The sequence below is a fragment of the Thalassomonas sp. RHCl1 genome, from assembly GCF_947387555.1.
Taxonomy (GTDB): domain Bacteria; phylum Pseudomonadota; class Gammaproteobacteria; order Enterobacterales; family Alteromonadaceae; genus Thalassomonas.
Genome location: NZ_CANDNZ010000001.1, coordinates 40318 through 56218 on the forward strand (window position 1 = coordinate 40318; position 15901 = coordinate 56218).

A 15901-nucleotide genomic window follows, 5' to 3' on the forward strand; every position below is an offset into this window, starting at 1 on the left:
CTAAGCCCGCTTTGCTCACATTAGTCGCTGGTACTTTTTCCTGATCTCCCGGGTTTGCGGGCAATCGGGGAAGTTGCGTAAAAACAGATTAAGCAGCCCGGTTTTATGGCCTTCTTTCACCGCTTCCAGGGTATTAACAAAGAATGCAAAGGTCGATGCCGTCATGCCATAACTGCGGGTATAAATTTCAATGCTGCGGTGGATGTCGCCAATACGCTCACTGATAGAATACTCCAGCATGGCCCGCTTCTGGGGCAGGTCGTTGTCCGAGTAACTGTCCAATATACTTTGCTGATCATGGTGCCAAAGGGTGCAATGCTCTGCCTGAGTATCCAGATAGCTGCGCATTTTCTCTATGGTGAAGGCATGGTAAGGGAAGTTTAAAAATAAAATCTTCATGACCTGGGCGCGGGCATCCGCCGACAGCTTACTGCCGGTGAGCTGCTCAAGAAACGGGAATAAGCCGCCTTTTTCTTTCCATTGGCAGGCAAGTGCTTCCAAAAGCTGCAATTGTACTGCTTGGTCTGTAGTTGCCCGGTAGTTTTTGATATACCAATAGAGGGTTTTATCGTTATGGTCTGTGTAGTTGTTAAGCGTTTGAAATTGTTTGGTACGTTTTAAAAGGTCGATGACGGCTTCATCCCACATCAGGCGCTCGGTCAAAATACGGGTTAAGATGTCGTAGAAAATTTCTTCCCTGCCGCAGGGACGGTCATCAGCATCATAGTCTTTAAAGCAATCGAGCAGCACTTGCATAATGTCGCCATGCACTGCTATCGACTCCAGATCTTCCAGTTGTTTGGCGGCAAAATAGCGGGCATCGATCGAGGGGCTTTTTTGAATGATCTCCAGCAACACCGGCTGGGCTTCGGTGGCAAGCCAGGGAGAAGTCAGCTGCTCAATGGCGAACTTGGAGATGTCGTCTACTTCCCGATAGAGCCAGTCTCTGGATTCCCAGTCATATTCATCAAAGCCGTGTTCTTCCAGTTCTTGATCGCTTACCGAGACTTCATCGCTAAGCGCTTGCCATAACCTGTTTTTAATTAAGGTTTTTATTTCATCTGCCTGTTTCTCTGAGCAAGTATCCAATAGTTGCTGAGCCAGTTTTATGGCACGCTCAATGCTGTCAATATCGGGCATTTCGCCATAGGACGGCATTTCCTCTTCCGAACCGTCGAGCAAATAAGCCTTGTGATTTAACAGTTGGGAAATTTCTTCAAACCTGGTCATAACCGCTCTTTTTATAATGAGAAGGATGTTTCTAACAGGCTATTATCAATAACAAAATTTATGGATCATGAAAAGCCTTTATCCGGCGGCTTCGGGCGGCAGTAGATGAAGGAGGTGTATACTTGCTGCTATACTGCACCATAAAATGAGTTGGCTTATTCGCCAACTCATTGGCTGATATTTGTGCTCTAAGGTGCAGCCGATAGCGCCGGAATGGGATTAAGTACGACTCAGCCAGGCGGCAAGCTCCCGGCCGATTTTATCCGGGTACTCTTCCTGCACAAAGTGCCCCCCGGCTCCCAGCGGGATAACCTCAAGGTTTTTGGCGTTTGTCTTCATGTAATTTACCGTTGTTTCATTTACCAATACCCCCGGCGTGACATAGAGCAGCAGTTTAGGGATCTCTGTGGTGATCAGCCATTGGTTGTTCTTAAGGCCGATGTGATGGACTTTGGCCGGTTCGCCATTGATCGGGATTTCCCTGAGCCATTGCAATACCGGGCGGCGGCTTTCAGCCGTGGGATAATAGCGGTTATATTCTGCCATGACTTGTTCATTTAACGGCGCTTTGGCGCTGCTGGTACGCAAGAACTGATCTATCAGCACATTTTGTTTCATGATCATTTCTTCGCCTATGCCCGGTCTGCGTACGTTTTTCAAAAACTCTGCCGAAGGGCCCATGGCGTCAAGCGACGGGATGGGATAAAACGGCGGCAGGGTTGCTTCCATAAAGGCAATGGCAGATATGCGCTCTGAGCGGGTGCGGGCATAATGAAATCCCAGGGCAGAGCCCCAGTCATGCACCACCAATACCGCATCCTTGAGGTCGAGCTTATCCAAAAAGGCGTGTAAATAATTCGCCTGCTCCTGGTAGCTGTATTTCAGCTTGGGTTTGGCGCTGTCTCCCATGCCGATCAGATCGGGGGCGATAGCCCGGTAGTCTTTGGCAACATACGGGATAATGTTACGCCACAGGTAAGAAGATGTCGGATTGCCGTGTAAAAAAACCACGGGGCGTCCTTTGCCTTCATCAATATAGGCCATTTCCTGACCCATAACTCGGGTGTATTTTTTCTCAAAAGTTTTTGTCGCTGCCGGGGCGGCATTTGCTGACAGGGTGAACAGGGCGGCAGCCGCCAGTAAACCCGTTAATAGTGCTTTAACGTTCAAGGTGTATTTCCTTTTGCTTGGGTGGTTGTTTGTCGGGAATGCCTGTCGAAGTTATTGCCGCTCAGCACAAAGGCGCAGCAGCAATTTTCCCCTGACATGTCCGGTTTCAAGTTTTTGATGTGCCTGGGCGACTTTATCCAGCGGGAAGACTTCGGCCGTGGGCGTTGTGATCTTGCCTGTATCGACAAGTTCAAGCAGCTGTGCCATTTCCTTGCCCAGGTTGGCGTCACTGACAAATGCGAGTATTTTGCTTACCCCGTGCTGTTGTGCCCTGGCCATGTCCGCTTCCACATCGCCGTCATCCGTTAAGGTGGCAATGCTGACCAGCTTGCCACCCGGCTTAAGCAGGAGGAAAGGGTCCTCGAGCGAACCTGCGCTGACGGCATCAAGGATCAAATCAACTCCCTGCGGCGCCCAGCGGCTTAATTCATAGGCAATATCCTGGGTTTTGTAGTCAATTAAGCAGTCTGCTCCCAAAGATTTGACGTAATCCAGGTTGGCGCTGCTGCAGCTGGTGGCTACTTCTGCACCGGCCCATTTGGCCAGCTGCACGGCAAAACTGCCTACGCCGCCGGAAGCGCCGTTGATGAATATCTTCACCTTTTGTCCCGGCTGAAGATTGCCCTTGTCGCTTGCGAACAAGGCCTGTTTGGCAGTAATGGCGGCAATCGGCATGGTCGCAGCCGCTTTTAAGCTGACAGTGCCGGGGAGGTGAGCGACTTTGTTTTTGCTGACCACCAGGTATTCGGCATAAGTGCCGGGAGCACCGGTGCTAAAGAGGTTGCTGGCGCAGACAACCCGGTCACCTTCAGCAAACTCGCTGACTTGCGCTCCGCTGGCTACCACGATCCCGGAAGCATCCAGGCCAAGCACTAACGGCGCGTCTGTGGCAGGCAATTGCGACTTGAGATGGCCTGCGCGCATTTTCCAGTCGGCAGGGTTGATCCCGGCATAGGCGACCTTGATTAATACTTCATCGGCTGCCGGCGCCGGTACCGGCAGTTGGCTCAGCTGGAAAACCCCGGCATCTCCCCATTGTGTAATGGCGGCTGCCTTCATTGATTTATGCATATTTACTCCAATAGATAATTTTTCGCATATTGCGGCAAGTGGATATCGGCCTTTTACAGCACTGATATAGCCAGTGTTCGCAATTGGTTTTTGGCGATATGTTTTGACTGGGCGGCTACTTCTTCTCCCAGCCCGATCCCCTGCACCGGGATCACCGAAATATCCTCGATACCGATAAAATTCAGCACATGCTTTAAGTAAGGGGTTTGAAAGTCTTTATGTTTTTCCGCTGGCAGCTGGAAATTACCGCCGGCGCTGCTGATGATCACCGCCTGTTTTCCTGTTACCAAGCCTTCCGGGCCGTGCTCATGGTATTGAAAGGTCAGTCCCATGCGGCAGATCTGATCGACATAAGCCTTCAATAAAGTGGTGATGCCGAAGTTATGCATGGGGGAAGCAAAAACGATGATATCTGCCCCCTTGAGCTCTTCGATGTAGGCTAAGGAGGGACTGACGATAATCTTTTGCTGTTCGCTTAATTGCTCGGCCGGGGTATAAAATGCCTGAAGCGTTTGCGTGTCGTAAACCGGGGCAGGATTTTTTGCCAGATCGCGGATGTTGATGTCATAGCTTTCGTCCTTCGCCTGCAACTGTGCTACTAAAAAGTCGGCTATTTCATTGGAAACCGAATGTTCGGCGGCGGGACTGGACTTGATGATCAATACTTTTTTACTTTGTGTATTCATGTTGTTACCTTGTTGGTGGCTATTGCTGACGGGCCGGGGCTGAAGCAGCCCGGTGCCAGGTTATATTTGCTTGCCCGGTGAAGCATCAGCGCTTGAATCTATTATCAGGCAAAGTTACATTAGTGATAATACGCAAAAAGAGAACTTCACTGTTTCCCAGGAGAAACGATGGACATACAGCTGATCCACTATTTTGTTAAGATTGTGCAGTGCGGAAGCTTCACCAAGGCGGGTGAATCCCTTAAGATCCCAAAATCAACCCTGAGCAAGGCAGTGGCCAAACTGGAGCGGGAAACCGGCACTAAGCTGTTGATACGTTCCACCCGAAAACAAACCCTGACATCTGCCGGGCGGGAGTTTTACCAGGCCTGTATGGGGCCGATGCAAACCATAGAAGATGCCCAGAAATCCCTGTATGGCCAGGATGACTTGATTTCCGGCACCATTAAAATCACTGTGCCGGAAGACTTTGAGATCTTTTTACTCTCTTCCTGCATCCAACAGCTTGGCGAGCAATACCCGGAGCTGAAGTTTATTATCAAAAGCACCAATGACGTGGTGGACCTGGTGGGGGAGGGTTTTGATTTTGCCGTGCGCATCGGGCCGCTGGAGGAAAGCAATTTAAAGGTCAGGACCATAGGTTATATCAAACTGGCCACTGTGGTTGCCAAAGACTATCTGGAGCAAATCACCCTGGAATGTCCGGGGGATCTGGCCCAAGTACGTACCGTCGGCCTGACCTCGGCCAAACCCTATCAGCTGTGGCATTTAACTAAGGATAACCACAACGAAGTGATTAAAACGCCGCTGACGATAGAGACCAATCAGATCACCAGCGTCTATAAGCTGACCCTGGCAGGGGCCGGTGTGTCTATTTTGCCGACTTTTTTATGCCAAAAGGATATCGACAGCGGTGAGTTGGTGCAGGTACTTGCAGACTGGCACTATATGGAGGTACCGGTATCCCTGATTTCGCCGTTATCCACGATCAACTCAGTGCGTCTGAAAGTGGTCAGTGATGAAATTATCAAGGCATTGAGGCAGTCATTGAGTTAAGGGCGGCTTCTGCTTTTGCTTTCCCCGAAAAGAGCACCCGGGACAGGAGATAACCCTGCTCCCGGGTCAAGTGTTAGTTCACCTCATATGCCAGGTCGGCCGCTTCATGTATCGCCTTGCGGATACGCACATAAGTGCCGCAGCGGCAGATGTTGGTCATGGCGTTATTGATATCTTCATCTGTGGGGTTGGGGTTTTGCTTGAGCAGGGCGGACGCCGCCATGATTTGTCCGCTCTGGCAGTAGCCACACTGGGGCACGTCGACATTTTTCCAGGCGTTTTGCACCGCCTGCTCTACTTTGTCCGACAAGCCTTCTATGGTTTTGATGCTCTTGCCGTCGAGCAGGTTTAAGGTGATAGAGCAGGAGCGTATCGCATGCCCGTCCAGGTGTACGGTGCAGGCGCCGCACTGCCCTATGCCGCAGCCGAACTTGGTGCCTTTAAGCTTGATATAGTCACGCAGATACCATAACAGGGGCATATCCAGCTGCTTGCTGACTTTGTGGGTTTCGCCGTTGACGGTAAAGGAAATAGCCATAATTAAGCCTCCATGGAAATCGGTAATTTACGTTGTCTTTTGCCGGTGGCGGCAAAAATGGCATTGGCCAGGGCCGCCGCTGCGGGGGCTGTCGGCGGCTCGCCTACACCCGTGGGCGGATAGTCGTTTTCGATAATGGCCACTTCCAGCAGCGCCGGGGTATCTGCCATGCGGATCCAGGGCTGCTGATCAAAGTTGCTGTTGACCACCCGGCCGCCGCTGACCTTGGCGTCGTTGTATATCGAGGCATTTAAGCCGTCGATAAAGCCGCCTTCCATCTGGTTGCGGATATGGTTGGGGTTGAGCGGCAGGCCGCAGTCGATGGCGCCCCAGATACCGGTGATCTTCATTCCTGCTTTTTCCCTGCTGTCCACTTCCACCACAAAAGCGGCGTAACTACCGAAGGTGAAATGGCTGGCGATACCCAGGCCGACGCCTTCGGGGCGCTTTTGCTGCCAGTTGGCTAAGTCGGCGGCTGCCTGGTAGCATTTTGCCATGCGGCCGCTGTCGATTTCACTCGCGCCGTAGCCGCGGTAGGGATAGGCTTTAGCTTTACCCATCAGGGCCAGACGGTAGGCCAGGGGATCCTGACTTAGGGCGTGGGCCACTTCGTCTATCATGCTCTCGGTGGCAAAGGCGAATTGGAAATGGCCGGGGCCGCGCCAGGCGCCTGTGGGGGTACCGGCTTTTTGCTGGTAACTGTCTACGCGAAAGTTGTCGATTAGCTGATAAGGGAAACACTGCTCGCGCATGCTGCCCTCTATTTGCCCCTGGCGGTGGTGCCAGGCGATCAGCTTGCCCTGCTTATCCACCCCGGCTTTGAGGCGGGAAAAGGTCGACTGGCCGAAATAATCCTGGGTCATTTCATCTTCCCGGGTCCATACCAGTTTTACCGGGCGGGGTGTTTCTTTGGCCAGCAGGGCGGCCTCGATCACAAAGTCGTTATAATAACGGCGGCCGAAACCGCCGCCCATGCGGGTAGGGATCACTTCGACATCTAAGGGGTCTATACCTGTGTATTGGGCCGCCGAGCTGGCGACCCGGGTCGGAAACTGGTGGCCGGTGATGATTTTTGCCTGTTTGCCGCCGCCCTTTTTGTCTGTGATATGGGCGATGGCATTAAAGGGCTCCATACAGGCGTGGGCCAGTAACGGCACCTGGTAGCACTGGTCAAAGACTTGTACCGAGTCGTTAAAGCCCTGTGTGAGGTCGCCGGTCTTGAGCAGGGTTTCACCGCCTTCCTCCGCCATGCAGAATTTTTCGAAATCCGCCATCAGGGACTCCGAGCTTTCCTCGCTCCAGGGACCTTGCTGCCACTGTATTTCCAGCGCTTTTCTGCCCTGGGTGGCGGCCCAGTAATTTTCCGCCAATACCGCGATGCCGGCGGCAATTTCCTTGATACCGTCTTCGCCTATGACCTTGTCGACTTTTACGGTTTTGATCACCCCGGGTACTGCCAGGGCTTTTTTGTCGTTATAAGATTTGATGTCGCCGTGAAAATACGGGCAGCGCTCGATCACTGCATAGACCATATCCGGCATTTCCATGTCCAGGCCAAATAACGGTTGGCCGGTAACGATTTCATCAATATCCACCGTGGTAATATTCTGTCCGAAAATGGTGTATTCGGACCTGTCTTTAAATTTCAGTGCTTTATTCGGCAGCTCCAGGGTGCCGGCTGTGGCCGCCAGTTTGCCGTAGGGGAGTTTCTGCCCGGTGCTTTTGCGGTAGACAAAACTCTTGCCTGTGGTCAGCTCTGACTCGGAGCAACGCCATTTTTTGGCTGCCGCCGAGATCAGCAGCTGCCTGGCACTGGCTCCCGCTTCCCTTAATACCTGCCAGTTGCGGCGTACTGCATGGCTGCCGCCGGTATTCATATCGGCATATCGGTAGCCTATGCCGTTTTCGGTTTTTTTCAGGTAGGTTTTGGCGGCTATACAGGACACCAGCGACCAGTCGGCATCGAGCTCTTCGGCGATCATCATGGCGCCTGTAGTTTTCATGTGCTGGCCCTGCTCCTGCACCGGGGATTCGATCACTATGGAGTTGTCCGGATTGATGTGCAGATAAACCGACCAGTTATTTTGCCCCTGGTCGGCATCTTTTTTAACTCTTCGGCCAAGCGACGGCATACTGATGGTCATCAGCATGGCACCGGCACTGGCCGAGAGGCTTAAAAATTGACGACGAGAAATTTCCATAGGTAACCCCCTTTGTTTTTTATTAGTCTAAGGGGGCGGGAGGCAAATAGCTTGACGCTTCATCGCGTTAAAAATGGCACTCGTCGAAAAAATAACCGAGTGTTGGTAAACCAGACCTTAGCAGCCAATATTGGCTGAAGTGCTGTTATCTCTTGTTTTATTTATTGCTTATCAGTTGGTTATGCATTACATCACAGAAATGGTTAACATATCGGTATTACCTTGCTGATCCTGCACCAAAATTTGCTGCTCACCCGGGGCGGATAACACATGTTCAATGCTTTGCCCCGGTTTTGTCTGATAGCCGGGCTTGCCATTGATATACCAATGTTTTAGCCCGGCCCCGCCCAGGCTTTTCAGCCAGATGCTCGGCGCTTTGCCGCTTGCTCCCGCTTTGCGGTAAACGCTGTTTGGCGTAATGCCGGTGATTTTTAAACTGGCCCCGGCAGGCGGGGAAGCGTTTTGGCAAGTAGGATCTAGGGGGGGAATAAGCGCATCCCGGCGGCGATTTTGCTGGAGCCAGGGTTCAAGCATTTTCGGCCACAGCGCCACTTGCTTGCTTTGTTTGTTTTCTGCCCGGCAACCCATGGCAAGGCGCAGGTTATTTTCCGGGTTGAACCAGTAGCTAAACAGGCTGGCCTGCCAGGTATCGCTGTCGGCGATATGCCAGGTGGGGGGCACGAGATCATCAAGGATCCAGGCCCGGTGTTTTTGCTGGCAGAATTGCGCTGCCTGTTCGTTTTCCCGGGTGCCCAGCGGCCAGCAGATGTTTTCCCGGGTCAGTTTGTCCGGTTGCTTGATGGCTTGCTTTGATAAGGCGGGTTTTAATACCTGGTCGGCAACCGAGAATAACAGCGGGCCTGCGGTTATCCGGCCATAATGTCCCGGCATGGCGGTGCCGTCGGGGCGTCCGAGCCAGACGCCGAAAGTATAATCCCGGGTAACGGCTATGGCCCAGGAGTCGCGAAAGCCGTAGCTAGTGCCGGTTTTCCAGGCGATTTTACTCTCGTTTACTCGGGAGATGGTTTTTGCCAGGCTGCCGGGGCGGCTGATGCCGGATAAAATATCCTGTACCACCCAGGCGCTTTGTGGCGATAGCAGGCGACGCTCGGTTTTCGGCTGGGATAACTGAGCTTGTAAGAACTTAAGCTGCGAGGTTTTGCCTTGATTGGCAAAGGCGCTGTAGGCTTGTACCAGTTGTTCCAGCGAAGTGCCAGCGCCCCCTAAGATCACTGCTAAATTGGGGCTGTCGCCGGGAATCGTTAAGGATAAACCGGCATTTTCCAGCCGGGCGCTAAAGCGTTTGACCCCGAAACGTTCAAACAAATCCACCGCCGGCATATTCAGCGAGCGCTGCAGCGCCTGTGTGGCAGAGACCGGCCCGTGAAACGCGCCGCTAAAGTTTTCCGGGCGGTAGTTGCCCCAGTTCCTGGGCACATCTGCCAGCAGCGAATGGGAATGGATCAGGCCTTCGTCCATGGCCAGGCCGTAAAGGAAAGGTTTTAAGGTGGACCCCGGTGAGCGCACCGCCTGCACCATATCCACATAACCATAGCGGCTGGTATTGGCAAAATCTGCGCTGCCGATATAGGCCTTAACCGCCGAGGTGTGGTTGTCTACCACTAAAATGGCCCCTGAGCTTTTCTTCGGTAATTTTTCTATGTAGGCGCCCAGGGTATCCTGCAGGCTTTGTTGCAGATCCCGGTTGATAGTGCTTTTGACCACTCCCTGGCCGTTGGAATGGCTGAGCAGTCTGCGCGAGAGCAGCGGCGCCAGTTGTTCCGGGCGAAAATTAAAACTGTAAACCTGCTCAAGTTTGGCATCCTCTACCAGGGTTTGCGGCCAGACGCCGAAATCTGCCAGGCGTTGCAATACCTTGTCCCGCGCTTTTTGTGCCGCCTGGTGATGCAGATCGGGACGGTAACGGGTAGGGGCCTGGGGCAAGACTGCCAGCAGGGCGGCTTCGCCATGGCTGAGGTCTTTCGCCGGTTTGTTCAGATAGGTGTAGCTGGCGGCGGCAACGCCTTCTATGGTGCCGCCGAACGGGGCGGTATTGAGGTACAGCTCCAGGATTGCTTTTTTGTCTAAATGCCACTCCAATTGCAGGGTGCGCAGCACTTGTTTTATTTTTCCCCAGAGGTTTCTGCCATGGGGATGTAAGATGCGCGCCACCTGCATCGACAGGGTTGAGCCGCCGGAGATCACACGGTTTTCACTGATGTTCTGCCCGGCGGCCCTGAGCAGAGACAAGGGGTTGATGCCCGGGTGGTGCCAGAACCAGCGGTCTTCGTAGTTTATCAGGGCGTCGATATAAAGCGGTGATACTTCTTCCAGCGTCACCGGATAACGCCAGATGCCGTTCTCATCGGCAAAGGTGCGCAGCGGACGGTTATTTTCATCCACCACCACGCGGGCGAACAGCTTGTTGTTTTGCGGCAGGTTTAGCGGGTATAAGCTGTCGAGTAAAGCAAGTGCCGCCACTACCATGGCAAATAAAAGCACGACGGGATGTGCTTTTATTTTGCCTGGCAGTTTAGCACTTAGCTTCTCGGTGAGCCTGGCCTGCTTTTTTTTCAGGGGCGTATTAGCGCTGGACAACGGCGATCTCTTTAATGGTGCGGCCGACGGCGCGAATTTGTGGGCGGTACATGTCTTCTGCCAGCGGCGGCGGTACCTGATATGTACCAGGCGTTACCGCGCGGGCCAGATAAAACAGGTGCACCGGCCTGGATTTATGCAGCTCCACTGCAGCCACATACCTGTCGTCCCTGAACTCCTGGTGTTTGACCGGGTTACGCTGTTGCCATTGGGCTATGGTTTTACCGTCGACTTTAATTTCATCCAGCTTCAGGGCGTGTTCCAGGTTTTGGTTTTCCAGCTCAAAACCGGCGGGTAACAAGTCGACCACCAGCACGTCCGGGCTGCGCTGCAAGGCGCCAAGTTGCAGGTGCATTAACATTAAGTCACCGACTTTAACTTTTTCTGGAGAAACTTCCTGCCCCTGAATATTGAGCCATTGCCTTTGTACCCTTAAGCCGTTGCTGCTGGCTTTTGGCGCCTGTTTGCCATAACCGCTGATATTGATATTGGCCAGTAACGGCTGCTGATGGGTTGAACCGACCACAACCCCTTGTTCAAGCTCGGCAACGGTTAACGGACTTTGGTAAACCGCTGTTTGTGATAACTTGGTTTTGGCCTGGCCGATAAGCACCTCTGCCGACCAGCTGTCGCCGTCGACGGCTTTTAATGCCATGCCCGCCAGGAACAGGGCATTGCGTTCCTGGGTGCTTAAGTACTGGCGCTGGTTAACCTGCTCTGCCAGGGTAAAGCTCAGGGCGATGGCCTGTGCCTGGTCAATATCATGTTTTAGCAGCAGGTGGATCATCAGTGCCAGATCCCTGAGCTGGCTGCCGTAGTCTGCCAGGTACTTGCGCCTTGGTTTCGGCAGGTTATTCAGCGCTTTGCTCACCAGGGCTTTGCTGGTTTTACGGTCGCCCATTTGCTTCATGGCGATGGCCAGCTGCAATTGGGGCAAACCGCTTTTGGCATTTTTGCTGTGGTTTTTTGCCAGGGTGCGCAAGGTGCCAAGCGGCGCCTGGTTGACCCGGGAGAGCACGTAGGCGGCATAGGCCTTGTAGGCAAGGTAGTAATGTCCGCTATCGTCACTCCAGGGTTCATCATAGAAATGACTGGTGCGTGCCAGGTAACGCTGCAGCCTTTTTAAGGTGCGGCTGAGCATTTCTTCCGGCACGCTAAAGCCCATGTCCCGGGCATTAAGCAGGAAGTCGCCGACATAGGCGGTGAGCCAATACTCTTCATTGGCATTGTTGTTCCACAAGCCGTAACCGCCATTGCTAAGTTGCAGGCTTGCCAGGCGCTCTAAGCCTTTGTTGACCATGGTCAGGCGCTTGTCTTCGCTAATGTTTTTGAGGCCAAAAGCCGTTTGCTGCGCGGGCGTGGCAAAGATCAGCGGATAAACGCGGCTGCTGGTTTGCTCCAAACAGCCGTAGGGATATTGCAGCAGCTGATCGAGCTGGTTTTGCAGGTTGATATCGGCTTTTGGTGAAATCGACAACGAAGCCTGTACCGTATTGCCGAGCAGATCTAAGATGGCCGACTTTTCTTGGCTCAGCATCTGCCCCTGGTGCAGTACTTTTTGCAAGCGCTTGATGGTGGCCGGGTAGGGAGGGCGCAAGCCCAGGGACCATTGCCGGGAGATATCTTCTTCCAGCGCCATGCCGGAAAGCTGTAAAGCAAACCTGGCCTGGCCGCGAATGTCGGTTGCCAGCACCTGATAGCTGAGGGTGGTTTTCTCGCCGTCTTTTAACAGGATTGCCTGGATTTGGCGTTTTTCTGCTGCTGTGTTGTCTGTTATAGCTTTACCTGTGAAGGTCACAGGGCCGGTTGCCGTTAAAGCCGCCGACAACTCCTGCAGCTCGCCGCTGAGGTTGGTGATATCCAGCGCGAGTGTGGTTTTATCGCCTTTGGCGAGAAAACGCGGCATGGCAAACTGGGTGATAACCGGGGCCGCAATTGTCACTTCCTGCTCGGCATGGCCGAATTGATCATTGGAGAACGCCAGCGCCATTAAGCGCAGGCGGCCGTTAAAGTCGGGGATATTCAGGGAAATATCTGCTTCGCCGTTATCGTTAAAGGGCACCAGGCCGCTGAATAAAGACACGATTTGCACATCAGACGGCGGCTGCTGGCCGCCACGGGTAAGATCGCTGTCACCGCCAAAGCGTAAGCGGGCTTTATCTGCCTGGCTCAGTTCGATGATCTTGTTGTAAACATCACGTGAGTCCACCGAATAACGGCGCTGGCCGAAAAAGGCATCGAAGGGATCCGGGGTGTCAAAATCACTGATGCTTAATACCCCGACATCGACGGCGGCCAGGGTGACAAAGATCTGGTTGCCTTTCGGCGTTGGGCTATCTTTTGCCCCGGCGCTATTGCCGCTTTGCTTATCAAGTTTCACGGTAACCGCCAGCGGTTTGTTGGGCAGGGCCTTGTCGGCAACCTCAAAGGTTAGCGGCAGTTTCCTCTGTTCACGCTGCAGCGGCAGGTGTACTAAACCGAAGCTGCGTTTTGGTGTCAGCGATTTTTCCATATTGCCCGGTTGTAGCACCAGGGCGCTGATATAAAGGTTATGCTGCTGCCAGTTTTTTGATACCGGGATCTCTACCGTGCTACCTTCTGCCGGGATAGCCAAGCGTTTTAACCACAAGGGGCTGTCGCCCTCTACCATGATAATGGCTTCACCGGCTTCGGGGGGAATGATATTGACCTTTACCGTATCTCCGCCCTGGTAGGCGGCTTTGTCTAACGCCATAGTCACTTTGTCGGGACGGGCGGCGCCGCTGCCGCTCTGGCTTTCCTGCCAGTCTTGATACCAGTTCCAGCCGGCGTAAAATTGCGTGCTGGTAATCAGCTTAGCCGAGGGATCCCTGACCTCCACCCGGTAGTTGCCCCAGGCCACGGGAAAACTTACCTGGCCGCTGTTGCCTGCCTTTATATTTAACGACTTGCTTAGTTCGACATACTCGTTGTCGTTCCACTCGTAATGCCAGCCTTCGTGCTCGGAATAGACCCAGAAATAACGGCGGTCTTCGCGGATAAGTTTAATGTCGAGATTGTTGGCGGCATGTTTGCTGCCGTCTAAGGAAGCTTTGACAATATCAAAGCTGACAGTGGAATTGGCTTCAGGATTTTTATCGCCAAAGCTGGAGCGAATACCAAGCAGCTGCTCACTCGGCCATACCAAACCGGAATAGCTACGCGATACTGGCCTGCCGCCGGACTCGAACAAACTGCTGATAAATTTCACCCTTAACGGGCTGTTCAGGGCAGGCCAGTTGACCGGGTAAGTCAGTTGGCCCAGGCCGTTATCGTCTAACTGAATATCTTTTAATTTGGATCTGGTATTGAACTGGCTCTGGCGGATATCGCCAAATTCGAACCCCGGCAGGCTTACCACCGGGTTACGCCACAAAGAGGTGCTGATTTCGCTAGACAGGCGGTTGCCGGAGGCCGGGGCGCCGAATAAATACTCCCCCTGAAGCGGCAGGGTAAATTTCCCTTGTTTGCTGACGACAATTCTTTCGTTGGCGGCCTTGGGATTGAAGGTGAGTTTTAAGCGCTCGGGTAAAAACTCTTCCACCTTAAAGTCGAAAGTGAAGGCTTCACTGGCGATATTTTTTACTTCAAGTTGCCACAACCCCAGCTGTGCATTGGCAGGGATTTGCCAGGGATAATGGTAGTAATTCTCTTTATTGCCCTGCCATTTAAAGGTTTTTATTTTGTTGCCGTCGGGGGAAATGATGGCGGCAGACAAGACACTGTTTGGCGTTAATCGGCCGTCTTGATCCCGCAATAGGGCATTAAAGTTTATCTGCTCGCCGGGACGATAGAGATCTCTCGGCGCATAGATAAATAACTCCTGGGGTTTGGCCGGGCGCTGGCCAAGGTCGAAGTCGGATAAGTCCAGCGCCGGTTTGTTCACTTCGATCAGAGAAAAATGCTGCTGGTTCTGCGCCAGGATCAGCGAGGCTTTTTTGAGGTTGCTGGCAAAGGAAGCTTGACCGTCGGGGGAGGTGAGGTTTTGTTGTAATATCTCCCCTTTGCGGTTGACCAAACTGACTTCAACCTTGGGCAGGGCTTTACCGGTTTTTAAAGAGGACGCATAAACGTCTAACTGATTATCGTAAAAGCGGGCATGCAAGCCGATATCGGTCACGGAAAACCACATCACCTGGTGTTTTTCATAGCCGCCGGCTTTGGCCATCACCGCCAGATACATGCCCGGCGCTGCCAGCTCGTCGATGCCTTCGATATCTATGCTGCGTTTTACCCGGGTATTCTTTGGTACGTCTAACTGGTATCTGCCGCTATACACCAGATCGCCCAAGCGGCTCAAGCGCTCGACCCCCCAGTAATAGTTGTGCTCGGCTATTTCCCGTAAAAATCTCTGCCGCTCTTTATCCTGAACCCGGAAGAAATTAATGTCTACCTGATTAACATTCACACTCACCACCGGCAGGCCGTTACCCAACCCCTGGGTAAGAAAAGCGCCTGTGGTATCAAAATTAATGCTCGGCTCCAAGCGGCTGGTTTTGACGCTGATATTTTTGCTGTTGCCCAGCGCTTGACCGTTGGCGGCGGTTAACCCCTGGTAAATGGTGATATCATAAGTTGTTTGCGGTTCAACATAAGGAAACCAAACTGTTTTGCCCGAGGCCGACACCACCCAGGCACCATCGCTGGCGCCGTGTTTTTTAGTGCTGATATTAAAATAGTCCTGATGATCTTCGGCGGGATCTAAGGGCACGGACAAGGTAACGGCAATGGCATTCTTACCGTCTTTATTGCGCTCAGAAACATCTAATACTTTAAGCTCTGTATGTTGATAATCCCGGAGAACCTGTTCGCTGTTAAAGGCTGGCTCGTTTGCTTTTTTTGCCGTTAAACCTTTGCTTATTATCGTATCCGGCGTTTTCTCCTGCCCGGTATCTGATACTTTTTCTTCACTACAGCCGCTAAGGCCGTAGCCAACAAACACCAATGCCCAGGCCAGCATCAGAGTTACTAATTTGTTTTTCATCAGGTTTTCCTATGGTTTAAATACCGCGTTAACTTGCCAATTATATTTATCAAGACTGCATTTTTACAGGCTTTGTTTGAAGTGACATTGTTTTAACCGGCATTAAAGAGGATAAAGGGGAATTGTGGCTAAATTCATTGGGAATTGTGATGAATTCTGGCAATTGAAAAAGAAGGTTTTGTTTTTTAACTTGTACTGCGAAAGCTTTATTTATTTGTTTTTTATCTAAAAAATAAATGAATAGGTTGATATAAAAGGGGGTGTCGTGATCTTATATTTGATTAAGTTAAATAAAGCCGACAAAATACTGAGCTAAATAAAGATTTTTGTTGGCCTCCTAATTACCAGA

General features: G+C 52.3%; 9 protein-coding genes. 1 reads left to right on the forward strand and 8 read right to left on the reverse strand.

From position 1 onward, the window contains the following. Positions 1–15 precede the first annotated feature (15 nt). From QL234_RS00170 to QL234_RS00185, 4 genes are all read right to left on the reverse strand, one after another. A complete protein-coding gene (locus QL234_RS00170) occupies positions 16–1230 on the reverse strand; it encodes a hypothetical protein (protein WP_281555857.1) in 1215 nt (404 codons plus the stop codon). Positions 1231–1449: 219 nt separating this feature from the next. Further along, positions 1450–2400, reverse strand: a complete 951-nt coding sequence (locus QL234_RS00175; protein WP_281555858.1) for a haloalkane dehalogenase — start codon at positions 2398–2400, stop codon at positions 1450–1452. Positions 2401–2451: 51 nt separating this feature from the next. Next, a complete protein-coding gene (locus QL234_RS00180; RefSeq protein WP_281555859.1) occupies positions 2452–3471 on the reverse strand; it encodes an NADP-dependent oxidoreductase in 1020 nt (339 codons plus the stop codon). Between the two features lie 53 nt (positions 3472–3524). After that, positions 3525–4157: an NAD(P)H-dependent oxidoreductase gene (locus QL234_RS00185; protein ID WP_281555860.1), complete on the reverse strand. Its 633-nt coding sequence runs from the start codon at positions 4155–4157 to the stop codon at positions 3525–3527. Positions 4158–4325: 168 nt separating this feature from the next. On the opposite strand from QL234_RS00185, the gene QL234_RS00190 reads away from it, so the two are divergent. Further along, positions 4326–5213, forward strand: a complete 888-nt coding sequence (locus QL234_RS00190) for a LysR family transcriptional regulator (RefSeq protein WP_281555861.1) — start codon at positions 4326–4328, stop codon at positions 5211–5213. A 73-nt stretch (positions 5214–5286) separates the two neighbouring features. On the opposite strand, the gene QL234_RS00195 is transcribed toward QL234_RS00190, so the two are convergent. The 4 genes from QL234_RS00195 to QL234_RS00210 all read right to left on the reverse strand — a co-directional run bounded on the left by QL234_RS00195 (position 5287) and on the right by QL234_RS00210 (position 15552). After that, positions 5287–5751, reverse strand: a complete 465-nt coding sequence (locus QL234_RS00195) for a (2Fe-2S)-binding protein (RefSeq protein WP_281555862.1) — start codon at positions 5749–5751, stop codon at positions 5287–5289. Between the two features lie 2 nt (positions 5752–5753). Beyond that, on the reverse strand, positions 5754–7952 hold the full coding sequence (locus QL234_RS00200; protein WP_281555863.1) for a molybdopterin cofactor-binding domain-containing protein: 2199 nt from the start codon (positions 7950–7952) through the stop codon (positions 5754–5756). 186 nt (positions 7953–8138) lie between these two features. Next, complete coding sequence (gene pbpC, locus QL234_RS00205) at positions 8139–10550, reverse strand: penicillin-binding protein 1C (protein WP_281555864.1); 2412 nt, start codon at positions 10548–10550, stop codon at positions 8139–8141. Then, positions 10537–15552, reverse strand: a complete 5016-nt coding sequence (locus QL234_RS00210; RefSeq protein ID WP_281555865.1) for an alpha-2-macroglobulin — start codon at positions 15550–15552, stop codon at positions 10537–10539. The genes pbpC and QL234_RS00210 overlap by 14 nt, the downstream gene beginning before the upstream one ends. Positions 15553–15901 lie beyond the last annotated feature (349 nt).

Excerpts from the sequence above, each read along its gene's own strand:
- QL234_RS00170 (WP_281555857.1), bottom strand. The coding sequence starts at position 1,230 with ATGACCAGGTTTGAAGAAATTTCCCAACTGTTAAATCACAAGGCTTAT.
- QL234_RS00180 (WP_281555859.1), bottom strand. The coding sequence starts at position 3,471 with ATGCATAAATCAATGAAGGCAGCCGCCATTACACAATGGGGAGATGCC.
- QL234_RS00185 (WP_281555860.1), bottom strand. The coding sequence starts at position 4,157 with ATGAATACACAAAGTAAAAAAGTATTGATCATCAAGTCCAGTCCCGCC.
- QL234_RS00190 (WP_281555861.1), top strand. The coding sequence starts at position 4,326 with ATGGACATACAGCTGATCCACTATTTTGTTAAGATTGTGCAGTGCGGA.
- QL234_RS00195 (WP_281555862.1), bottom strand. The coding sequence starts at position 5,751 with ATGGCTATTTCCTTTACCGTCAACGGCGAAACCCACAAAGTCAGCAAG.
- QL234_RS00200 (WP_281555863.1), bottom strand. The coding sequence starts at position 7,952 with ATGGAAATTTCTCGTCGTCAATTTTTAAGCCTCTCGGCCAGTGCCGGT.
- QL234_RS00210 (WP_281555865.1), bottom strand. The coding sequence starts at position 15,552 with ATGAAAAACAAATTAGTAACTCTGATGCTGGCCTGGGCATTGGTGTTT.